At 54.5% G+C, this 22,824-nt stretch carries 18 protein-coding genes and 1 CRISPR repeat array (1 of these 19 only partly in view); of the genes, 10 read left to right on the forward strand and 8 right to left on the reverse strand.

What is annotated here, in order from left to right; translation table 11 throughout:
- The first annotated feature begins 358 nt into the window (after positions 1 to 358).
- The 4 genes from ACYVB2_RS07145 to ACYVB2_RS07160 are packed head-to-tail and all read left to right on the forward strand — an operon-like array spanning position 359 to position 4,185.
- On the forward strand, positions 359 to 1,705 hold the full coding sequence (locus tag ACYVB2_RS07145) for a flagellar basal-body rod protein FlgG (RefSeq protein WP_382430097.1): 1,347 nt from the start codon (positions 359 to 361) through the stop codon (positions 1,703 to 1,705).
- A 39-nt stretch (positions 1,706 to 1,744) separates the two neighbouring features.
- Positions 1,745 to 2,845, forward strand: coding sequence for an ABC transporter permease (locus ACYVB2_RS07150; protein WP_382430095.1), 1,101 nt, complete (start codon positions 1,745 to 1,747; stop codon positions 2,843 to 2,845).
- Entirely contained in the window at positions 2,838 to 3,518 is a 681-nt protein-coding gene (locus ACYVB2_RS07155) for an ABC transporter ATP-binding protein (protein ID WP_382430093.1), read from the forward strand. Before ACYVB2_RS07150 ends, ACYVB2_RS07155 begins: the two co-directional genes overlap by 8 nt.
- 31 nt (positions 3,519 to 3,549) lie before the next feature.
- Complete coding sequence (locus ACYVB2_RS07160; RefSeq protein WP_460535877.1) at positions 3,550 to 4,185, forward strand: DUF2238 domain-containing protein; 636 nt, start codon at positions 3,550 to 3,552, stop codon at positions 4,183 to 4,185.
- A gap of 132 nt (positions 4,186 to 4,317) precedes the next feature.
- Here the strand turns inward: ACYVB2_RS07160 and ACYVB2_RS07165 are convergent, their stop codons facing one another.
- From ACYVB2_RS07165 to ACYVB2_RS07200, 8 genes are read right to left on the reverse strand one after another with little or no spacing between them, the layout of a single operon-like run.
- Positions 4,318 to 5,187, reverse strand: a complete 870-nt coding sequence (locus ACYVB2_RS07165) for an LOG family protein (RefSeq protein WP_382430089.1) — start codon at positions 5,185 to 5,187, stop codon at positions 4,318 to 4,320.
- A gap of 43 nt (positions 5,188 to 5,230) precedes the next feature.
- Positions 5,231 to 5,620 (reverse strand): fluoride efflux transporter CrcB, encoded by a 390-nt coding sequence (crcB, locus tag ACYVB2_RS07170; RefSeq protein WP_382430087.1) that lies wholly within the window; start codon positions 5,618 to 5,620, stop codon positions 5,231 to 5,233.
- A 13-nt stretch (positions 5,621 to 5,633) separates the two neighbouring features.
- Entirely contained in the window at positions 5,634 to 6,011 is a 378-nt protein-coding gene (gene mnhG / locus ACYVB2_RS07175) for a monovalent cation/H(+) antiporter subunit G (RefSeq protein ID WP_382430085.1), read from the reverse strand.
- Positions 6,008 to 6,292 (reverse strand): K+/H+ antiporter subunit F, encoded by a 285-nt coding sequence (locus ACYVB2_RS07180; RefSeq protein ID WP_382430083.1) that lies wholly within the window; start codon positions 6,290 to 6,292, stop codon positions 6,008 to 6,010. Before ACYVB2_RS07180 ends, mnhG begins: the two co-directional genes overlap by 4 nt.
- Positions 6,289 to 6,780: a Na+/H+ antiporter subunit E gene (locus ACYVB2_RS07185; RefSeq protein WP_382430081.1), complete on the reverse strand. Its 492-nt coding sequence runs from the start codon at positions 6,778 to 6,780 to the stop codon at positions 6,289 to 6,291. The genes ACYVB2_RS07180 and ACYVB2_RS07185 overlap by 4 nt, the downstream gene beginning before the upstream one ends.
- Complete coding sequence (locus ACYVB2_RS07190) at positions 6,777 to 8,507, reverse strand: monovalent cation/H+ antiporter subunit D (RefSeq protein WP_382430079.1); 1,731 nt, start codon at positions 8,505 to 8,507, stop codon at positions 6,777 to 6,779. Before ACYVB2_RS07190 ends, ACYVB2_RS07185 begins: the two co-directional genes overlap by 4 nt.
- Positions 8,507 to 8,875, reverse strand: coding sequence for a Na+/H+ antiporter subunit C (locus ACYVB2_RS07195; RefSeq protein ID WP_382430077.1), 369 nt, complete (start codon positions 8,873 to 8,875; stop codon positions 8,507 to 8,509). Before ACYVB2_RS07195 ends, ACYVB2_RS07190 begins: the two co-directional genes overlap by 1 nt.
- Complete coding sequence (locus ACYVB2_RS07200; RefSeq protein ID WP_382430075.1) at positions 8,875 to 11,799, reverse strand: monovalent cation/H+ antiporter subunit A; 2,925 nt, start codon at positions 11,797 to 11,799, stop codon at positions 8,875 to 8,877. Before ACYVB2_RS07200 ends, ACYVB2_RS07195 begins: the two co-directional genes overlap by 1 nt.
- 62 nt (positions 11,800 to 11,861) lie before the next feature.
- Here ACYVB2_RS07200 and cas1f point away from each other — a divergent pair, with 62 nt between their 5' ends.
- The 6 genes from cas1f (at position 11,862) to cas6f (ending at position 20,708) form a co-directional block, all read left to right on the forward strand.
- Positions 11,862 to 12,884, forward strand: a complete 1,023-nt coding sequence (gene cas1f, locus ACYVB2_RS07205; RefSeq protein WP_382430073.1) for a type I-F CRISPR-associated endonuclease Cas1f — start codon at positions 11,862 to 11,864, stop codon at positions 12,882 to 12,884.
- Entirely contained in the window at positions 12,881 to 16,375 is a 3,495-nt protein-coding gene (gene cas3f, locus ACYVB2_RS07210) for a type I-F CRISPR-associated helicase Cas3f (protein ID WP_382430071.1), read from the forward strand. Before cas1f ends, cas3f begins: the two co-directional genes overlap by 4 nt.
- 168 nt (positions 16,376 to 16,543) lie before the next feature.
- Entirely contained in the window at positions 16,544 to 17,953 is a 1,410-nt protein-coding gene (csy1, locus tag ACYVB2_RS07215) for a type I-F CRISPR-associated protein Csy1 (protein WP_382430069.1), read from the forward strand.
- A complete protein-coding gene (gene csy2 / locus ACYVB2_RS07220; RefSeq protein ID WP_382430067.1) occupies positions 17,950 to 19,032 on the forward strand; it encodes a type I-F CRISPR-associated protein Csy2 in 1,083 nt (360 codons plus the stop codon). The genes csy1 and csy2 overlap by 4 nt, the downstream gene beginning before the upstream one ends.
- A gap of 58 nt (positions 19,033 to 19,090) precedes the next feature.
- Positions 19,091 to 20,119 carry a type I-F CRISPR-associated protein Csy3 gene (gene csy3, locus ACYVB2_RS07225; protein WP_382430065.1) on the forward strand — a complete coding sequence of 343 codons (1,029 nt, stop codon included), beginning with the start codon at positions 19,091 to 19,093 and terminating at the stop codon, positions 20,117 to 20,119.
- Between the two features lie 13 nt (positions 20,120 to 20,132).
- On the forward strand, positions 20,133 to 20,708 hold the full coding sequence (gene cas6f, locus ACYVB2_RS07230; protein WP_382430063.1) for a type I-F CRISPR-associated endoribonuclease Cas6/Csy4: 576 nt from the start codon (positions 20,133 to 20,135) through the stop codon (positions 20,706 to 20,708).
- Positions 20,709 to 20,837: 129 nt separating this feature from the next.
- A CRISPR array of direct repeats spans positions 20,838 to 22,824; the repeat unit is 28 nt; unit sequence GTTTTCTGCCGCACAGGCAGCTTAGAAA; it runs 4,722 nt beyond the window's last position.

A 22,824-nucleotide genomic window follows, 5' to 3' on the forward strand; every position in this document is an offset into this window, starting at 1 on the left:
GCCACTGGGGTAGTTGGGCGGCCATGCCCAAGCTGGCAGGGTCGAAGTCACAGCAGGCCAAACCCAAGGATGGTGGCGATCACATCGGGGGACTCGATGAGATTTCGCTTAGAGCAGCCCACACCACTGATTAACGAACCGAGACCCATCGCACAACCAATACAAGAGATGGTTAACTGCGCTTTTTCTTCGGTTTTCCGCTAACTCTGGGCTTTCATGGTTCCTACACCCTGATGCCCTTGAGTGATACCCCAAGGGCCACAAGACATGCAACCCATGAACTCTTGATCTAGATCAAGTTTTTACCCCTGGCAGTGGCGTCCAATGCCTTATCCCACTTGCTTTGCGGAGGCGTCCAATGGTACCTAACCCGTCTTTGTTCGGCATCACGGCAATTGCTGCCTTGTTGGTAGCTGCCTGTGGTTCCAGCGACTCTCCTCCCGCCTTTAATGGCTCGGCCTTTAGTCAGGCCAAAGCGTTGGAGCAGCCTCAAGGAGCAGCCATCTCCACCCTGAAAAGCACCGTGGGCCTGTCGGTGTCTTTGGCTAATGTGCGTATGCCTACAGCCGATGAGTTGTTCAATTGGGCTGAGTCGACCTATCCTGTAGTCTTGCCTGGCCCTCGTCCCCCCACACTCACCTACGAAACCTATACCTTCCGCTACTATGCAAGCACCAATGTAGCCTTGGGTGTCAATGGCACGTCTGTGGTGGGTTTGGTCAATGCACTGTCCAACAATCCACAATGGGTTGCGCTAGGAGACTTGGCTGATTACTCCTGTTCTATCTTTCCCGAAACTTGTGGCCCTGCGCCTGCCACTTTCGATGTGGCCGCGGTAAACAACGGCAGTGCAGAACTGGCCTCTTTCCTGACCGTTTGTAGCCCGGTTTCTGGCCTCAGCTCTGCCAACAACACCGCCAGCGGATCAGCATCTTTCGAGCGTGCTATCCACGCAGCCATGGCCGCACGCTCGCTGGGTTCCGGCAGCGGTTCGCGTTCTATGGCAACCTATACCAGTACGCCCCCTGCCGACAAGCTGGGGAGTTGTGGTGGTCGCATCAGCTTTCCTGACTACACACATGCCAACGGGGTGACCACCGCCACCCGCGTGTTCGACAACTATTGCACACAGGACTCTGACACTGGCAGCAAGACCTATTACAACGGTCGCATGTCATTTACCAACAGAGCCACTCCTACAGCCAATGGGCCCATCACCACCCAACTGGCAGCCCACAGTGCCGATGGCATCAGCATGGAAAAGAAAAATGCAGCCGGTGCTGTGGTTGACTCCCAAACTGTGCGTTTTACCAACTATGTCTATACACCGGGTGTGCCGGGTGGTGATGCCACAGCGAACCAGCCCGACCGGCTACAAGCCGATGAGATTGCAGTGGTTAACCGGCTAACGCAAAAAACTTACCGACAAACCAACTACACGATGACAACCTTCAAGCGGACAGACGGTGGCGAGCAAATCTCTATCACCGGTCGGGGATACCGCTCTAACGGTCAATACTTCGATCTGACCACGACAGCCCCCATCATTACCAACGATTCTGGAGACTATGTTTCCGGCATTGTGACAATGACAGGCGCAGCCAACTCTACCTCTGTCGCGACCATTGTGCCGGGCTCCAAGCTGCAAGCGGCCATGACAGTCAACGGAGAAGCTGTGACCTCTGCGCCTGCCTGCAATCCATAAAGATTGTGCAAGCCCATGTAGCAGCAAACTACCCCGTCCATGATCTTTCTGCGCAATGTGCTGCGCGCTCCTGTGCGCAGCTTGCTCACACTGCTGGGGGTTGCCGGTGGTGTGGCGTTGTTTGTAGCGATCAGCACGATTACTGCCGATCTGCGCACACAAATTGCCCATGCCGTCAGTGCCTATAACCTCGAAGTAGTCGTCTACGAGCGCCGGGCTACTTCAGCCTTCTCTTCGCGCATTACACAGGCCCAAATGGCAGCGTTGTCTGCCCGTTTTGGTTCAGCCTTGACCCCGATGGTGTTGGGTTCACTCAATGAGAAATGGAATGCCTACGCCTTGGTAGTGGGAGCAGGGGCCGATTTTTCCCGGCGCATTCCATTGGTAGCAGGGCAGCACTTTACTGCGGGCCAACCCGAAGTCATGGTAGGCGAGATCAATGCACAGCGCCTCCAGCTGGCACCGGGGAAACGCATCATGCTGGATGGACAAGACTACCTTATCACGGGTATCTACCGCACTGGCAGTAGGCTGCTGGATGGGGGAGTGATGGGCAGTATTACGGATGTGCAACAAATGTTGACCCGTCCGGGTGAAGAAGGGCGCTACACCTTGGCGTTACTGCAAACCACCAATCCCCAAGCCCGCGAACGTTTTTTACAAGAAGTGGCCGAGCATTTCCCACAATTGCGTGCAGTTCCTGGGACTGAGTTTGCAGGCTCACTGCGCCTGCTCCGGGTGGTCAATGCCTTTGTCACGGCTATTTCCATACTGGTATTGATAGGCACTGTGCTAGTGGTCACCAACACTTTGGTCATGGCGGTAGCTGAACGTACGCGAGAGATTGGCATCTTAATGACCGTAGGTTGGACTCCTTGGCGGGTGTTGCGCATGCTGATGGCCGAGAGCCTGCTGCTGTGCAGTTTGGGCGCCGCAGCAGGCCAAGGATTGGCTTTGTTATTGCTGCACCTACTCAACCGGATGGAGTCGGTGGGTTATGGGTGGATTCCTGTCAAACTCTCATGGTCAGTCATGGCCGATGCCGCAGCAATGAGCTTTGTCGTAGCCCTGTTCTCGCTGTTGTGGCCAGCCATTGTGCTGTGGCGCATCCAACCCTTGCATGCCCTTCGCCATGAATGATGCCTTGCCCCTGCTACAGGTTGTCCAACTGTGCCACCGCTACCACCGCAGCGAGGCACCTGCGCTCCAAGATATCTCCTTTGATGCTTGTCGTGGTGAGGTCGTGGCACTGACTGGCCCCTCCGGTTGTGGCAAAAGCACCCTGTTGTCTCTGATTGGCTTATTGGATCACCCCACCAGCGGGCACATTACTTTGTTAGGGCAAAACCTGTCATCGATACGACAAGTCCCCCAGTTCCGCGCCCGACATATAGGCTTTGTCTTCCAGTTCCACCACATGGTGCCAACCATGACACTGCAAGAGAACATCGAGGCTCCAATGTTGGCCTTGGGCACAGACCGCAAGACACGGCAAAAACAGGCAGCAGAGTTGTTGGAACAAATGGGGTTAGCCCATCGGGCTGCTTTTTTACCTGCGCATGTTTCCGGGGGAGAACGTCAACGGGCTGCGGTCGCACGGGCTTTGGCCAATCGCCCCGCATTGATCTTGGCTGACGAACCTACCGGCAATCTTGACACCCGCAACGGAGAACGGGTGGTAGATCTACTGACCCAACATGCCAAATTGACGGGTGCTTTGGTGCTGATTGCCACACACAACCCTGAAATCTCCCGCACCGCCCATCGGTGCATGGCCTTGCGGGATGGTCAATTGATTTCAAACACCCCATAAAGCGGCCATCTCACTAGAAAGGCAGCATTCCATGAAAAAAATAGATGTTTTTATCATTTTCAACACTCTGCTTTTCTTGTTTCTGTGCATTTTTAGGTATTACGCCAGATTTATAGAATACCGGGGCAGCGCACATGTTGAAGAGTTTTTTATTTATGCCATCTTTATATTAATCGGCATCGTTGCTTTGTGGTGGGTATTTCGCAATTACGAATTCAATTCTTTACTTTTATTGTTGGTTCAATGCGGTATTTTGATGCACTTTAGCGGTGCCTTTATTCAAATAGAAGGCAGCAGATTGTATGACGCCTATATTTTTAACATACGCTACGACAAATACGTTCATTTTATCAATGCTTTTTCTATCAGCATTTTAATTAGCAGGCTATTTCATATACAACACATTGCACTAACGCGGGTTAATCGCATATTTGTAGTATTGGTAGTCATGGGGCTAGGTGCATTGGTAGAAATTGTTGAATATTTAGTTGTTTTGACTGTACCCCATCATGGAGTTGGTGGCTATGACAATAACATGCAAGATTTGATTGCCAATTTTCTCAGCTCATGCAGTTTTGCTTTTCTTCATTCTTTGGCACACAAGCATCGATCCAACAAGGCAACGCCTTATATAATCATCACACCCACCACCATTCAATCCGATTAAAAATCCAACAATTTTATAAATATATCCCTCACATTCCCCTGAACGAGGACATGAGGGATATATTTATTTTATAGCCAACATCAGCACAATATTCACGAGAATTCTTTTTCCTCAATACCAAAACATTGGATGTTAACGTTCCAACTTGTAAAAATCCCGAATCATGGCCCAGGCTTCGGCAGCATCATCGGTCATGTGAAATAATTTAAGATCATGGGCCGATATAGTTCCTTCTTCCATAAGAAACTCCCAATTGATCAACCGCTTCCAGTAGTTGCTACCAAACAATATAATTGGCACGGGTTTGGCCTTCTTGGTTTGCACCAAAGTGAGCACTTCAAACAACTCGTCTAGCGTACCAAACCCCCCCGGGAACGCCACTAAGGCCTTCGCCCGAATCATAAAGTGCATTTTGCGCAATGCAAAATAGTGAAACTTAAAACTCAATGATGGCGAGATATAACGGTTGCCTCCTTGCTCATGGGGTAAGGCAATACTCAATCCCACATTGGGCGCTCCGGCATCGTGGGCACCCCGGTTAGCTGCCTCCATGATGCCGGGGCCACCTCCAGTGCAAATATACAATCTATTTTCTGGTTTTTGGGTTTTGCTATGTTCAGCCACCAACCTGCCAAATTTTCGGGCTTGGGCATAATATTCAGCATTGCGCACAGCCCGCTCTGCTTCTGCAATATGATGGCTATTTCCTTTTGCCTTGGCTTGGTTGAGTTGTTTGGCAGCCTGTTTGGGTGAAACAAATCGGGCGCTACCATACACAACCACGGTATTATCAATACCTTGCTCGGTCTGGCCTAGGTCGGGTTTGAGCATTTCCAATTGGAAGCGAATACCACGGGTTTCACGCCGAAACATGAATTCTGGGTCCGCAAAAGCCATGCGGTGGGCATCGGCATGTAAAGGATTGCCTTGGTGGGCATCGGTGTGCAGTTCAGCCCAAGCATCGGCCAGGCGGCGTTGGTTCAGTCGGGTATTGGTGTCCATGGTGTCCAAAAAAGAGAGGCCAAAACTTGAGACCGGGGTGGAATCAGGTGCGCAACCCCAGCCACAGCGACGTAGTCTGCAAGCCTGCGGCAGTCATGAGCAAAGACCCCAACAGATGCAGCGCGCTCCAGCCTAACGCGGTTAGATAACGCTGTTGTTGCAACAGCCCCACCACTTCCACAGAAAAACTCGAAAAAGTGGTCAATGCACCCAAAAATCCTGTGATCAAAGCCAAGCGCCAAACCGGATCGAGCTGTGGCATCACTTGAAAGACGCCTACCAGCACACCGATCAAGTACCCCCCCACCAAATTGGCTGCCAGCGTGCCCCAAGGCAAAATGGCATCGGTACTGAGCCAAAGGCCCAAACGCCAGCGGGCCAGCGCCCCCAGACTGGCTCCGCAGCAGATACTCACTATGTGTATAGGCGTCATCAAACAAGGTGTCTCAGGATTTACTGGGGCGCGAAGGGGTGATGCGGCTCAGGGTGGGGGGAATGTCTTTGCGCCTGGCCTGCCGGGCACGAAACAGCCCTGCCCGCATCAAAAAGATGGTGGTGATAGGTACCGTAATCGCCAAAAAAATGGCAATCAACAAGATATGCAATGCCAATTGTCCTGAACGCAGTGAAAAATACAGCCCAGCACCGCCCACAATGCACCAACAACCCAAGGTAGAAATCATGGCTGGGGCATGCACCCGTTCAAAAAAACTGGGCAAACGCAGTAAACCTGTAGAACCCAACAACGCGATGGCAGCACCACACAACAGCAGTGCAGCAATGGCTATTTCTGCCCACAGGGGCAACAACACGGTGGTACTCACTCAATCACCTCGCCCCGCAACAAAAACTTGGCCATCGCCGTAGAACTGACAAACCCGAGCAAGGCCACCAACAAAGCGGCCTCAAAGTAGTGTGGGCTGTCGTAGCGTAAGCCCAGCACCAACATTGCCAACATGCCATTGAGGTACATGCAGTCCAGTGCCAACACCCGGTCTTGGGCTGTGGGGCCAATCAACACACGTACCAAGGTGCAGGCCATGGCCAGCACCAATATCAGCAGGGCCAGAGGAACTGCCCACGACAGAATTGGCGTGGTGGTCATGATTCAAAAATCTCCATCAAGGGGCGTTCGTACTGTTGCTTGATATGTGCGGCAATGGCCTCGGCATCGTCCAACTCGAGCACATGCAACAGCAATACGCTCCGGTCTAGCGCCAGTTCGGCCCAAGCAGTGCCAGGTGTAATACACACAATCATGGCCAATACGGCCAAGGCATTGGGGTCGCGGACATCCAGAGGCACATAGACAAAACCTGCCGGATGGCGTCTACGGCTGGGCCACAACAAAAATCGCATCACGGTGATGTTGGATTGGATGGAGTCCAGCGCAACTCTGCACAACAAACGCCCCATCGCGCCGGGCCTGCGCACTTGCACAGGCAATGGACGCAGCCCCTGCGTGAGCAGTGGAATGAACAGCGCCAGCAACGAGGCCATCAGCAGATGGCCTGCACTCAGACTGCGGTTGAGCAATAACCACAGTAGCAGCAAAGCCAGTGACAGCAGAGGCATGGGCAACAGGTTTTTCATGGCCCATCCTCCAAGGGTTGCTGCTTTTCAGGGGACATATAGACGGGCGATGGTGTGGGCACCGCTGACATCACGGCCCGTATATAGGTACCGGGCGAGTGCAGAGCATCGGCAGTGGCCTGGGTGTAACGCAACACAGGCTCCGCCACCACCGACAGCAGCACGCAAGTCAGCAACAATCCGGCAATCGGCAACCCCTCTGCCCAGCGCAATTGGGGGGGCGGGCGGTCATGCGCAGCCCAAAAATGCCGGATCCCCACCCGTGTCAAGGCAATCAGGGCCAGCAGTCCGGAGGCAATCAGCAGCGCCAAAAAACTCCAGCCATACCAGCCTGGCTGATGCCCTGCTGATGCCCCCATACCCAAGGGGTTGAGTACCGCTGTGAGCATGGCAAACTTGCCAACAAAGCTAGCCAATGGTGGTAGTCCGGCCACCATCAAGGTGCAGCCCAAAAAAGATATGCCCATAAAGGCTGCTGCCGCAGGAATGACCCGACCCACCAACACTTCCTCATCGTCATCAAGGTTCATGCCTGCAGCGGGCACCAGCTCGGCATCAAGAAAGGGAGCCTCATCGGCCAAGGGTTCGTAGGGCATGGTGCCGCTGCCTTCGGTGCGCCAGCGGTCAATGAGGTCACTTAGCAAAAACAGGGCACTGACCGCTAATGTGGAACCAGGCAAGTAGTAGAGCAGGCTGCCAGTGAGCAAGTTGTGACCAAAACCCATGGCTGCCAGCAAGGTGCCTGAAGACAGCACCGCAGCATAACCCGCCAAATGACCCAAACGTTGTGAGCCAAGCATACCAATAGCACCAAAGGCCATGGTCAACAGACCACCACTGAGCAGCCACAGGCTACCAAACCAAGCCGATGCACCAGACTCCGTGCCAAACAACAGCGTCCACAGGCGCAGCAAGGCATAAATGCCTACTTTGGTCATGAGGGCAAACAAGGCACCCACTGGAGCAGTGGCCGCACTGTAGGCGGGCACCAACCAGAAGTTCAGCGGCCAAGCCGCTGCCTTGATCAAGAAAGCCGTGGCCAGTATGGCCGCAGCTGCATGAAGCAACCCCCGGTCGTTGGGGGCAACCGCAGGCATACTGCGAGCCAAATCGGCCATGTTGAGGGTGCCAGTGATGCCGTAGAGCATGGACACCCCAATCAAAAAGAGTGCGGAGGCCGCCAGATTGATGGCAATGTAATGCAGGCCCGACTGCACCCGCGCCCGACCCGAACCATGCAAGAGCAAACCATAAGAGGCTGCCAGCATGATTTCGAAAAAGACAAAGAGGTTGAACAGGTCTGCGGTCAGAAAGGCACCACTCAAACCCATCAACTGGAACTGAAAGAGTGGGTGGTAATGCACACCCGCACGGTGCCAGCGGGCACTGGCAAACAGCACGGAGGCCAACGCCACAGTGCTGGTGAGCACAAGCATGAGCGCCGCAAGCCTATCGAGTGCCAACACAATGCCAAAGGGCGCAGGCCAGTTGCCTGGCAGGTACACGCCCAGACTGGTAGGCAACCCCTGCTGGTTGCTCCAAAACAGCAGTACCAGCGCAATCAACAAACCAAGTGCGGTCGACAACAGATTGAGTGTGACCTTGAGGCGCTGCTGCTCTTCACGCAATATCAGCATCAGTGCGGCAGTGACCAATGGCAAGGCAATGGGTGCCAACATCAGGTGGGGCATAGTAGCCTGCGCCAGCGATAGCAGCAGGGCTTGCATCAAGTGTTCTCCTCTGGATGCTGACCAGGATCACGGCCATCCACATGGTCATTGCCTGCCAGTCCGCGTGAGGCCAGCAACACCACCAAGAACAATGCAGTCATGGCAAAACCAATGACGATGGCGGTCAATACCAGTGCCTGTGGCAAAGGGTCGGCATAGTGTGCCAAGTCTTGGGCCACCCCTGAGCGCAGCACTGGCTCCATTCCGGTGGACAGTCCGAGTCGCCCCATACTGAAGATGAAAAGATTGACGGCATACGACAGCAGTGACAGCCCCATAATCACCTGAAAAGTACGTGGACGCAGCAACAGCCAAACGCCTGAGCCAGTCAATACGCCAATGGCCAATGCCAAGGTCATTTCCATCAATGCTCTCCTGACTGCTGGGCAGCTTCTTCTGCAATTCGGGCGTGGAAACGATGGCCGCGCACCGACTGGTGGGCAATAGAAGTCAAAATCACCAAAGTGGCTCCAACCACCAACGTGAAAACGCCCAAATCAAAAAACAGGGCGCTGGCAAGGTGTAATTCACCCAACAACGGCCAATGCACATGGACGCTGTGGGTGGTCAAGAACGGGTAGCCCCAATACAGTGCCCCCAGCCCGGTAGCCAGCGCAAACAGCAAGCCAGTAGCCATCCAGCGCCGAGGCGTCAAGGGCATATGGGCTTCTACCCACTGGGTGCCAGACACAATATATTGCAGTAGCAAACCCACGGAGAACACCAGACCGGCAACAAAACCACCACCTGGCTCATTGTGGCCCCGCATAAACAGGTGTACCGCCACCACAATGGTGAACGGCAGCAGCAGTCGCACCAGCACCGCAGGCACCATCAAGTAGCCGACAGCAGTGTCGGTGGCTTGTCGTGGATTGATCAGATCGGTATGCAAATCCGCTGGCAGCGCACGTTGCTGTACGGGCAAATCCATGGTTTCGGGGGCAGGCCGGAAACGCCGCAACAGGGCATAGACCGTGAGTGCAACGATACACAGCACCACGATCTCACCAAAGGTATCAAACCCCCGAAAATCCACCAGCATCACATTGACTACGTTGCTACCACCACCGCCAATGAGGGCATTTTCTAGAAAAAAGGTGGACGTGCTTTCTGGGAAAGGCCGACTGAGCATAGCCAACGCCAAGGCTGCCATGCCCACCCCAGCGGCCAACGCGATCAATAGATCACGTAAGCGCCGTCCTTGGGTGCGCAGGCGTGCTGTGCTAGCAGGCGGAATGTCTTGCTCACGCCGAGGTAACCAGCGCAGCCCCAGCAGAATCAACACGGTAGTCACAATTTCCACCATCAATTGTGTCAGGGCCAAATCGGGTGCAGAAAACCACAGAAAGGTGATGCTGGTACACAGCCCAGCCCCCCCCATAAGCGTCAAGGCTGCCATACGATGGTATTTGGCCTGCCATGCAGCGCCCACTGCACAGGCCATGCCCGCCACCCAGAGCCCGACAAAAGCCAATGACACTGGCATGGTCGAGCGGTTACCAATGTGCAACCCACGGCTCCACAATGGCACCGTGGCTACCAGCAAAGTCATGAGACAAAGCCAAAACATTTGCCATTGCAACCGATGGGTACTCCATAAACGCCGCCCTTGGCGCCCCATCAGGGACAGTTGGGCCAACAGATGTTCAAACATACGTTTGGCATCCACGCCCTGCAACCCTGGAGGGGCTTCCAGTGTGGTGCGAGCACGCCGCCAGCGCAACACCCCATACAGCAAGGTGCCGCCCAGCAAAGCCACCAGACTCATGACAAATGGCGTGTTGAACCCATGCCAAACCGCCAAACTGAATGCTGGCAAAACCCCACCGACCACAGGCAGTGCTGCCGCCTGAAGATATTGGCCCACGGCCCATGCAGGCAATACGCCCACCACCAGACAGGCACAGACCAACAACTCCACTGGTACCCGCATCCAATGGGGCGGTTCATGGGGTTGTCGGGGCAAATCAGTAGCCGGTGGCCCCCAAAACACATCCACCGTAAAGCGCAATGAGTAAGCCACGCTGAAAATCCCAGCCACAGTGGCAGCTATGGGCAAAAAGTAGTTGATCAGTGTGCTGCCATCGATAAACACCGTTTCGGCGAAAAACATCTCTTTGGACAAAAACCCATTGAGCAAAGGCACGCCAGCCATTGCTGCGGCAGCCACAGTAGCCAGCGTAGCTGTCACAGGCATCATGGTGCGTAGCCCAGACAGGCGCTGAATGTCACGCGTGCCACTCTCATGGTCAACAATGCCGACCGCCATAAACAATGAGGCCTTGAAGGTGGCATGATTCAAAATATGAAACACGGCCGCCACGGCTGCCAATGGGCTGTTGAGGCCCAAGAGCAACGTAATCAACCCCAAGTGCGAGATGGTCGAATAGGCCAGCAAGCCCTTGAGGTCGTTTTGGAACATGGCCACATAAGCCCCCAGCAGCAGGGTACAGGCTCCAGCGCCACCGACCAACCAAAACCATTCTTCAGTGCCACTGAGTACCGGCCACAACCGCGCTAGCAAAAACACCCCTGCTTTGACCATCGTGGCCGAATGCAAATAGGCAGACACGGGCGTGGGCGCTGCCATAGCGTGGGGGAGCCAAAAATGGAAAGGAAACTGCGCGCTTTTGCTCAAAGCCCCCAGCAAAATCAGCACCAGTGCTGTCAGGTAAAGTGGGTGGTCACGCACCAACTGGCCTGCTACCAAAACATGATCCAAATCGTAACTGCCGACGATATGGCCCAGCACCAACATGCCAGCCAACATGCACAAGCCACCGCTACCGGTGACTGTGAGCGCCATACGGGCACCACGCCGAGCGTCTTTGCGGTGGTGCCAGTAGCCAATCAATAAAAAAGAGAACAGGCTGGTCAGCTCCCAAAACAACGCCAATTGGATGAGGTTACCCGACAGCACCACCCCCGTCATAGCCCCCATGAAGGCCAAGAAAAAGGCAAAGAAACGCGGCACTGGATCGGCAGGCGACATGTAGTAGCGTGCATACAGCACCACCAATGCGCCAATGCCCAGCACCAACATGCAGAACATCCAGGCAAAGCCATCTAGGCGCAACACCAAATTGAGCCCCAGCGAAGGCAGCCACGCTATTTCTTCACGCACCACTCCACCTTGGGCAATCTGTGGGAAATACAGTGCCGTTTGTATGCAGCAAAACACAGCCACAGCCCCCGCTAGAGTGGACTCGGTGTTGCGTGCATTAGAAGGCAGCACAGCGGCCAGTGCGCTGGCCAAAAATGGGAGAAATATCAGGAGAATCAATGACATGCGCTAAACATTCTACGGGGTAGCTGTGACACCCTATCCTTGCGTTGTGAAAGGAAATAGACATGTCTGGCGCAGAAGAAATCCGTTCCACCGACCTAAAAACCATCTTGCATTCCAAACGGGCCAATCTTTACTACCTAGAGCACTGCCGCGTATTGGTCAACGGTGGTCGGGTGGAATATGTGACAGACGCGGGCCAGCGCAGCCTGTACTGGAACATCCCCATCGCCAACACCACCAGTATTTTGTTGGGCACTGGCACTTCCATCACCCAAGCGGCCATGCGTGAACTGGCCAAGGCAGGCGTGTTGGTAGGGTTTTGTGGCGGTGGCGGCACACCTTTGTTCACAGCCAATGAAGTAGATGTGGAAGTGGCCTGGCTGTTACCCCAAAGTGAATACCGCCCCACCCAGTACCTGCAATCTTGGGTACAGTTCTGGTTTGATGATGATTTGCGCTTGGCCGCTGCCAAGCAATTGCAACTGTTGCGGCTAGAGCGTTTGCTACACGCATGGGATGCCCGTGCGCTGCGTGAGGCAGGCTTCGCGGCAGATACCCAGCACTTGCAAAAGCTAGCGCAACAGTTTCGACAGCTCATCACCCATGCCCCCGATGTCACGGCCTTGCTTACTGACGAGGCACGTCTGACCAAAGCCCTGTTTAAGTTGGCCGTAGAAGCCACCGGCTATGGCGACTTTACCCGCGCCAAACGCGGCACAGGCACCGACCCAGCCAACCGTTTTTTAGACCACGGCAATTATTTGGCCTATGGTTTAGGTGCCACGGCCACTTGGGTGCTGGGGTTGCCACATGGTTTAGCGGTATTGCATGGCAAAACGCGCCGGGGCGGCTTGGTTTTTGATGCCGCCGACTTGGTGAAGGACGCAGTGATTTTGCCGCAAGCCTTCCTCTCGGCCATGCGGGGTGACGATGAGCAAACTTTCCGTCGCCATTGCATCGAAGCCCTGACCCGCACCGAAGCGTTGGACTTCATCATCGAATCGCTCCAGCAGATTGCCACCGACACCGCACGACTGGCCCAGCCAACCGCAACCTCAACCAGTACGGCGGGAGACACGCCATGAATGTGCTGTTTATTTCACAATGCAGCAAGCGGGCCTTGACCGAAACCCGGCGCATCCTAGACCAGTTTGCCGAACGCCGGGGCGATAGAACGTGGCAAACACCCATCACCCAAGCCGGTTTAGACACTGTGCGCAAACTGCTGCGCCAAACTGCCCGCAAAAATACCGCTGTGGCCTGCCACTGGATACATGGCAAAGACCACAGTGAGCTGCTCTGGGTGGTGGGCGATGGCCGCCAGTTCAATCCCGAAGGTGCCGTGCCTACCAACACCACCGCCCACGATGTATTGCGGGCTGCCGATGAAAACACTTGGCATCATTTGCCATTCATCACGGCCTTGAGTGCCTTGGCTGCGTTGCTGCATGACTTGGGCAAAGCGACCCAAGCGTTTCAGCAACGACTACGGCAACCCACCCTGCGCGAACGCAATCTGTATCGGCATGAATGGGTCTCGGTGCGGCTGTTTCAGGCTTTTGTGGGCAACGATGACGATACAGGCTGGCTGCAACGCTTGGCCGCTGGTGGCGATGCGGCGGTCGATGCCTCAGCCTTTGAAGCCCTGTGGCTAGACCACCAAAACGGGCGCTTGTTGCGCGATACGCTGGACACAGCGGCACTGCTACAGCAGAACAATCCATTTGCCAGCCTGCCACCGTTGGCGCAAGCTGTAGCATGGCTGGTGCTTACCCACCACCGCCTGCCTTGTCTGCCCATTAAAAAAGCAGACGGTAGCAGTGACGAGGACATCGACCAGCCGCAATACCCATACCGCCGGTTTGGGGCACACCCTCGCTCGGTAAACCAGCGCGACCTGCAAGCCCTGTTGCAGCGTATCAATGCCGACTGGAACGAACCGCACGAAACGGGTAACAACGGCAGCAACGATGCCACCGTGCGCGCACATTGGACTTTTCCGCATGGCTTGCCAGTCGTCACACTGCCTTGGCGCAAGCAAGCCGCACGTTATGCCCAAAAATTACTGGCGCTGTCGCAACAGCCCGGCCAGATACAGGTGTTCGCAGATCCCTTTGCCATGCACCTGTCGCGTCTGTGCCTGATGCTGGCCGACCACCACTATTCCAGCATCGAAGACACAGAGCGCCGCCAGCCCTATTTGCAACCCGGCTATCCGCTGTATGCCAACACCCGCCAAAAACCAAAGCCACCGGGTGCGTCCATTTTTAACCAAACACTGGATGAGCACTTGCTGGGCGTGCAAGCCCATGCCACGCTGGTAGCGCATTCTCTGCCCTCGTTGGTACGCAGTTTGCCTAGCCTACAAAACCACCGAGGCCTGAAAAAACGCAGTGCCGAGGCGCGTTTTCAATGGCAGGACAAAGCCGCCGACATGGCTGCCAGCGTGCGCCAGCGCAGTGGGGCCCACGGGGCTTTCATTGTCAATATGGCCTCTACCGGCTGCGGCAAAACTTTGGGCAATGCCCGCATCATGAATGCACTGGCCGATCCGCAGCAAGGCCTGCGCTGTGCCTTTGCTATGGGTTTACGCACCCTGACTTTACAAACCGGGCGCGTGTTTCAGCACGACTTGGGCTTAAGCGATGAACAATTAGCCATCCAAGTGGGGGGCGCTGCCAACCGTGCCCTGTTTGAACACTATGAGACCCAAGCCGAAGCCAGCGGCTCGGCCTCTAGCCAAGCCCTGCTGGATGAAGGCGGACAGGTTTTGTTTGAGGGCCATAAACACCACCCCCTGCTGGAGCGCCTGAGCCACGATGCCCAAGTGCGCTCCTTGATTGCCGCACCCTTGCTGGTGTGTACCGTCGACCACCTGACCCCGGCCACCGAAAGCCTGCGCGGAGGCCGCCAGATTGCCCCCATGTTGCGCCTCATGACGGGCGATTTGGTGCTGGACGAGCCCGACGATTTCGACATGGCCGACTTGCCCGCCCTGTCGCGCTTGGTGCATTGGGCTGGGCTGCTGGGGGCGCGGGTGTTGTTGTCCTCGGCTACCTTGCCACCGGCACTGGTGGAAGGGCTCTTTTTAGCTTACCAAGCCGGGCGCAGCGTGTTTCAACAGCACCGCAGCGAACGCCCCACCGAATCCCCCCAGATATGCTGTTTGTGGATAGATGAATTTCAACAAACCGCCTTGGATTGTCCAGACCGTGGGGCTTTTCAGGTTGCCCATCACAAATATGTGCAACAACGCAGCGCCCAATTAGCTAAAGCCGAAATACGCCGCCGCGCCCAGATTGCACCCTTGCCCACCCACTGGCAAGAAAAGAGCATGGACAAGGCATTGCGCCGCACCGAGTTAGCCCGCTTGGTGCTGCAATCTGCATGGCAGTTGCACCAACAGCCACACAACCACAGCCTAGATGCCACCAGCGGCAAGCGTATCAGCGTGGGATTGATTCGTATGCCGAATATCGAGCCGCTGGTGGAAGTGGCATCGGCCATGTACCAACAGGGCATGACAGTGGCCGGGGTACGGGTGCATTTGTGCGTGTATCACTCCCAATTTCCCTTGCTGATGCGCTCTGGCATAGAGCGCCAACTCGATACCCTGCTCAACCGCCGTACAGCTGCTGGCAGCCCTGACCCCATTTTGCAGCGGCCTGCTGTTCGGGCATTGGTGGACGCCTATCCAGAAAAAGACCAACTGTTGATTGTGCTGGGCAGCCCCGTGACCGAAGTGGGCCGCGATCATGACTATGACTGGGCAGTGGTCGAGCCATCCTCTATGCGTTCCTTTATCCAACTGGCAGGCCGGGTACGTCGCCATCGTAGCGGTGCGGTGGATGGGCCAAACATCCTGCTATTGGATAGCAATTTGCGCGCTTATGAACAACCAGGCCAAGCTGCATTTTGCAAACCGGGGTTTGAGATGCAAGCAGTCCAGGTAAAAACGGATGTAGCGTATTACTTTCATTTGCAATCGCACCGTTTGCAAGACTTACTACCAGCGGCACTCCAAGGGCCAATGGCTTGGCCGATAGATGCCCGCCCGCGCATTGCTGCCGCCGACAAATTACAACCCAGAACCAATTTGGTGGACTTAGAACACGCCCGTATGCGCGAGGCCATGTTGCCCAACAGCACCACTGCTGTCACCAGCATAGAGCGTGCTGCCAGTCTGCATTGGGCCAGCAGTGAAAAGCTATGGCTCACCGGGGTGCTGCCACAGTATCAACGTTTTCGTTACGACCCTGTGCCACAGACAGAAGTGGTGTTTTTACCCGACGAGGATGACGAGCATCTCACTTTGCACCGCGTGGCCGATGGCCCTCGGCGTGGCGACAAGTTATATCCCCGTGCAGAAAACCTATTGCAGCGTACGCACTTGCCAATGCAAGGCAGCATCACACCGTGGATTCGGGTGGATCTGCTAGAAGAACTGCGTGGCCTAGCCCAAGACCAAGATGGGGCGCTCCAAAAATGTGCGCAGCACTACGCCACCGCCACCTTGCCAGACAACACACAGGGCTGGTGCTGGCATGAATTGCTGGGGTTTACGGCAGCCAAGTAAATGGCTTGGCTTGTGCTGCCTGTGCGGCAGAAAACAGAATAAGAACGTTCCTAAGCATCATTTTCTAAGCTACTTACACAGTAGAAAAATTGTGTTGCATTGTAACTTAAGATTCTAAGTATCATGGATTAAATTAAGCTGGCATCCTACACCCACCGAGGAACCAATATGCCCCTCACTGAACAGCGCCTGCTTTGGCATGAAGCCATTGCAGCCTTCATTCAAGAACGGCTGGATGCCAAGCTGGAAAAGCTCAAGGACGATGATCCCAAGCGTATCGAGCTGCTAGAGAAATACCAATACGGTACATGGATTGAAAATGCGGCGCACCGTGTCTCACAACTTCAGGCTGTCACCCACTCCATCAAAGGTATCCACTCTGATGCAAAGGGTACCAGTCTCTATGTGCATCCTGATAAATTGTCATCGCTGGATGTATTAGGCAGCCATGTCCTAGGTCAGTCCTTTGTCAATGATGTCGTTGGCAACGCTGCTGCCTTGGATGTTTACAAATTTTTGAAATTAGAAGTCAATGGGTGCAGCCTGCTTGCCGCTCTGCTGGCCCAAGATGAGGGCGCTACGCAAGCGCTGCATCATGATCCGGTGCAGGCTAAAACTTTGCGTGATGCCTTTGTCGGGTTGATGCAACCACGCGCCGCAGGCCCCAGCTCACACCCCTTAGCTAAACAGTTGTACTGGCTTACTGGTAGCAATCCATGTGTGGATAGCCACTATGGGTTACTGGCTCCGCTGTTTCCCACGTCCTTGGTGCATATGGTCTATGCAGAAATCCAAGAGCACCGCTTTGGTGAAGCCAACAAAATTGCCCGACAAGCCTACCACCATCAGCAAGCACATGATGGAGTTTTTCACGATTATCCGAGACTGGCAGTGCAAAAGATAGGCGGTACCAATCAGCAGAATGTCGGAAAATTAAATGTTGATCGTAACGGCACCAATTACCTCTTAGCCTCACTGCCCCCCACATGGCAAGCCAGTGCCTCCCGCCCGCCAGTGCATAGCCATTCCATCTTTGAGCGCCTATTTCCAGCCCGGCCCGAGGTACGCAAAACGCTGCGCCAGTTACGTCAATTTCTGGAATCTGACCCACCCCCCAATCTGGATACCCGCCAGCGCCGCGAAGCCTATATCGATACCCTGTTGGATGAGCTGGTATCCCTGGCTGGCGAGCTACTGCAAACCATGCCAGTAGGCTGGACTAGCCCCAGCATAGACACCGAAGGCCGTTTCGACAATCTGGCGCGCGCAGAACAACTTTGGCTCGACCCTCTGCGCGCCGAACTCCCGCCCGAAGCCGAGTTTGCCCAAGAATGGTTACAAATGGATTGGCCGGCCCAAGTCGGTAAACACTTTGCCAATTGGCTCAATCATGAACTCCAACACCGATTGCCCGTAGGCGATGCCGAAGCCCGGCAATGGCAAAAACTCTTGCTCACGGATGAGGATGGTTTCAAGCAACAACTGCGTGAGCAACGCGAGCGGCTGGATGCGCCGCATTACATACCCATTCGCCCCCACCACGCCACCCCGACAGCAGAACGCGGAGCACTGCCATGAGTACTGCTGAGCAGCCACAAGCCATTTTGGTGTTCCCACACCTGCGCGTACAGAACGCCAACGCCATTTCCAGCCCGCTCACGCATGGTTTTCCAGCCATTACCGCCTTCACCGGCCTGATGTGGGCACTAGAGCGCCAACTGGCCCAAGCCCATATCCCATTGCATTTGCACGGCGTAGGGGTGATTTGCCACCAACACCAAGAGCAAGTAGCCCCCGGTTTTGTCCATACCTTTCACCTGACCCGCAACCCGATAGACAAAGACGGCAGCACCGCCGCCATTGTGGAAGAAGGCCGCATCCATGTAGAGATAACTTTGGTATTTAGCGTCTCTGAAAGCATCCCTGCCACCGCAGTGCCCACTTTGGTGCAGGGCAGCGAAGAAGCCATGCAGCAATGGGCCGATGCCGCAGGACAAGTGCTATCACAGATGCGCATCGCTGGCGGCAGCATACTGCCAGCGCGTGCTACACCCGGCCAACGGTTGCGCCCTTGGTTGGCCGTACTGCCCGACGATGCGACCCAACAAGCAGCGCAATGGCGACGCTGGCGGCGACAATGGTTGCCCGGTTTCGCCTTGGTAGCCCGAGACGACCTGTTGGCCCAGCGTTTAAAAGACCTACAAGCCCAAGATCCACAAGCCACCTTGCTGGATGCTTGGTTACACGCCAGTCGCTTTAACTACCAGCCCACAGCACCCACCCCCACAGAAGACCCGGGCACTCCAGCCCCAGAAGATCATGCAGCCCCTCAAAAGAGAGTGACATGGGAAGACCCTTGCCGCGGCCCTGGCAAGGGTTGGATTGTGCCGATTCCGGTAGGTTACACGGCTTTATCTGAGGCACATCCCGCAGGCAGTGTCGGTCATGCCCGTGATACCCGCATACCCGTGCGCTTTGTCGAGGCCATTTACTCTTTGGGCCAATGGGTCAGTCCACACCGACTAAACCATCTGGGACAACTGCTGTGGCACACCGAAACCCAGCAAGCCCAAGGCTTATACCGCTGCCGCAATGGCTATATGGCTGTTAGTCCCCCAGACACTGACCACAGTGACGACGATTACTTTCCTTATTAAGCCTCCCGCATTCCCTGTGCCCTCCCGCTTCTCCATCGTTTTTTAAAAGGATTTCACCATGTCGAAAAAACTGGAAACCGCCTCCGTCTTGGCCTTCGAGCGTAAATTAGACCCTTCGGATGCCGTATTTCATGCAGGCTGCTGGGAACAACGCGACACAGCTGCACCTTGGGCACCCGTCAAGGTACGGACTAAATCGGTACGTGGCACCATCTCTAACCGCCTCAAAGCCAAAGACCAAGACCCAGCCAAACTCGATGCTGCCATCGAAAACCCGAACCTGCAAACCGTGGATGTGGCCGCCTTACCTGCCGATGCGGACACCCTGAAAGTGCAATTTACCCTGCGGGTTTTAGCTGGTGCTGGCAAACCATCAGCCTGCAATAATGCCGACTACCAAGCTAAATTGGCCCAAACCATTCAAGGTTATGTAGAGCAGTATGGTTTTACGGTATTAGCGCAGCGTTATGCCGCCAACTTAGCGAATGGCCGCTTCTTGTGGCGTAACCGTGTGGGTGCAGAAAGCGTGCAAGTGCAAGTCAGCCAGCTGAAAAACGGCAAAGCTGAAACCACATGGACTTTTGATGCACTGTCATACCATTTACGCTCGGCCCATACCGAAGATGATGTAGTGCAATCTTTAGCGGCTTTGATGGCCGATGGCTTGGCCGGAGTATCCCATGTACTGCTACAAATCACTGCCTTTGTGCGCATGGGGGCCGGGCAAGAAGTTTTTCCATCGCAAGAATTGATTTTAGACAAGGATAAGACGAAGAAAAGCAAAACCCTGTACCAAGTAGGCGAAAAAGGCCATGAAATTGCCGCCATTCACTCGCAAAAAATTGGCAATGCCATCCGCACTATTGATGATTGGTACGAAGGTGCTGAAGAGTTAGGCCCAATTGCTGTAGAACCCTATGGCTCTGTAACCACACAGGGTAAAGCCTATCGCCAACCTAAACAAAAACAGGATTTTTATACCCTATTAGACAATTGGTTGCTGAATGATAAAACCCCGACCGAAGAGCAACAACATTTTTTGATGGCCGTGCTGATTCGCGGTGGTGTTTTTGGTGATGCCAGCTAATTTAGCCTAAGCCATGACTACACATTACATTGACATTCGGTTACTACCCGACCCAGAGTTTAGCCCTGCCCATCTTTGGCGGGCCTTGTATGCCAAACTGCATCGGGCCTTGGTACAACAAGCCATTTCATCTGTTGGGGTCAGTTTTCCGCAGTACCAGTTGCGCTCCCAAAGTCTAGGGCAAGTGCTGCGTTTGCACGGTCACGCAACCCCTTTAGAGCAATTTATGGCTACTGATTGGCTCAAAGGGATGTATGACCATGTGGACATCACGCCTGTCGGCTTGGTTCCTTCGCAAGCCCAACACCGCATCGTGCAGCGTCGGCAATTCAAGACCAGCGCCGAACGGTTACGCCGCCGCCGAATGCAGCGCAAAGGCGAAACCGCCGAGCAAGCCGCTATAGCCATTCCGTCGCATGTAGAACGCAATCCTAGGTTGCCCTATGTGCAACTGCGTAGCAACAGCAGCGGCCAATCGTTTTATCTTTGGATTGAGCTCGGCCCTTTACACGAAACCCCTGTTCCGGGCAGCTTCAACACCTACGGCCTAGGCCAAGCGGATAGAGGAGCCAGCATCCCTTGGTTTTGACCCTTTTTTGCGCTCCTCCATCAACTCCATACAAATCAATAAGTTACATTGGAGTGCTAAAAAAGGGGTTGATAGAGGGTTATGCTAGGATGTTCTTTAAAAACTGAGACTTACACTGGGATTTTTCCAGTTTTCTGCCGCACAGGCAGCTTAGAAAAGAGGCAGTAATTCCGCATTGCTTGACGGATTGTTTTCTGCCGCACAGGCAGCTTAGAAAATGCAGTAATCGAAGACCTGGGGGGCTGGCCGGTTTTCTGCCGCACAGGCAGCTTAGAAATTCTCCACGGCCTTGGATGCGTCCTTGCGGGCGTTTTCTGCCGCACAGGCAGCTTAGAAACTCGTAGACCTTCCCCCATGCCAGCAGCGCGCGGTTTTCTGCCGCACAGGCAGCTTAGAAACCATGCGTTTTTCACCCCCACCCTCCGGGTGTGTTTTCTGCCGCACAGGCAGCTTAGAAAGCCCAGCTTTTGCCGCAATGCAAAGCCGGTGAGTTTTCTGCCGCACAGGCAGCTTAGAAATGTAAAAAAACCAACAGCCGCCACGCCTACGGGTTTTCTGCCGCACAGGCAGCTTAGAAAGATTTTTCTGCTCGGTTTGCCATTGGACTGGCGTTTTCTGCCGCACAGGCAGCTTAGAAAGAAGAAATCACCAGCTGGGCGGTTTCCAAGGTGTTTTCTGCCGCACAGGCAGCTTAGAAAACAGCACCCAACACCTGAATCATGAACAGCCCGTTTTCTGCCGCACAGGCAGCTTAGAAATTTTTGAAGTCACCGGATTCCAAGATTCCGAGGTTTTCTGCCGCACAGGCAGCTTAGAAAGAGGCGATGGCAATCCAGCTGGTGTTGCTGTTGTTTTCTGCCGCACAGGCAGCTTAGAAAGATGCTGCGCTATCGCAGTGCGGCCTTCTTCGGTTTTCTGCCGCACAGGCAGCTTAGAAAGGGCCAAACGGCGCTCAGGACTACCGGATGGATGTTTTCTGCCGCACAGGCAGCTTAGAAAGTGGCAAACGAGCCAGAACATAATCTTCAGTAGTTTTCTGCCGCACAGGCAGCTTAGAAAGTAGATTATGCTGTTACTGTTGCAATGTAAGCGTTTTCTGCCGCACAGGCAGCTTAGAAAAAAAGCGCGAACAACATTCCAATGAGTTTCACGTTTTCTGCCGCACAGGCAGCTTAGAAATCGCTCAGGCAGCGAGATAGAACCAACAGCAGGTTTTCTGCCGCACAGGCAGCTTAGAAATCAAGGAGCGAAAAATGGCGAAAAATCAATGGGTTTTCTGCCGCACAGGCAGCTTAGAAAAAAAGCGCGAACAACATTCCAATGAGTTTCACGTTTTCTGCCGCACAGGCAGCTTAGAAAGTGGCAAACGAGCCAGAACATAATCTTCAGTAGTTTTCTGCCGCACAGGCAGCTTAGAAATTTATTAGAAACTTTAGATGGGTCAGTCTGCATGTTTTCTGCCGCACAGGCAGCTTAGAAATATTCAGGCTGTTAAGGCCGGTTTATGGGCTAGTTTTCTGCCGCACAGGCAGCTTAGAAAGTAGTGCAGCATCTAACGCTTGTTTGCTGATGCGTTTTCTGCCGCACAGGCAGCTTAGAAAAGCAACTACCAAGTGCGAATCGCGCTCGGTCAGTTTTCTGCCGCACAGGCAGCTTAGAAAGGGGACGGGGCGATAGGCGTCGCTGCGATAGCGTTTTCTGCCGCACAGGCAGCTTAGAAAATCAGGCCTTCAGCAAACTTTTGAGCGAGCTGGTTTTCTGCCGCACAGGCAGCTTAGAAATCTGTGCTGTTCTCTCCTAGATTACGGTTTTTGTGTTTTCTGCCGCACAGGCAGCTTAGAAAACATAGGCTTGCCGGGTGCGGTGTCAGGGCGGGTTTTCTGCCGCACAGGCAGCTTAGAAATGAGTAGCACCGATAGCCGATGACGGTATTGAGTTTTCTGCCGCACAGGCAGCTTAGAAAATCAGCTCCTTCAGAAGCGCCCAAACCGCATCGTTTTCTGCCGCACAGGCAGCTTAGAAATTGGTGTGGCTGCCAGTCAATATCAACTTGACGTTTTCTGCCGCACAGGCAGCTTAGAAAGAGCTGGCTTTTTCCTGATAGATGACCTCAACG

The sequence above is a fragment of the Giesbergeria giesbergeri genome (assembly GCF_054779375.1).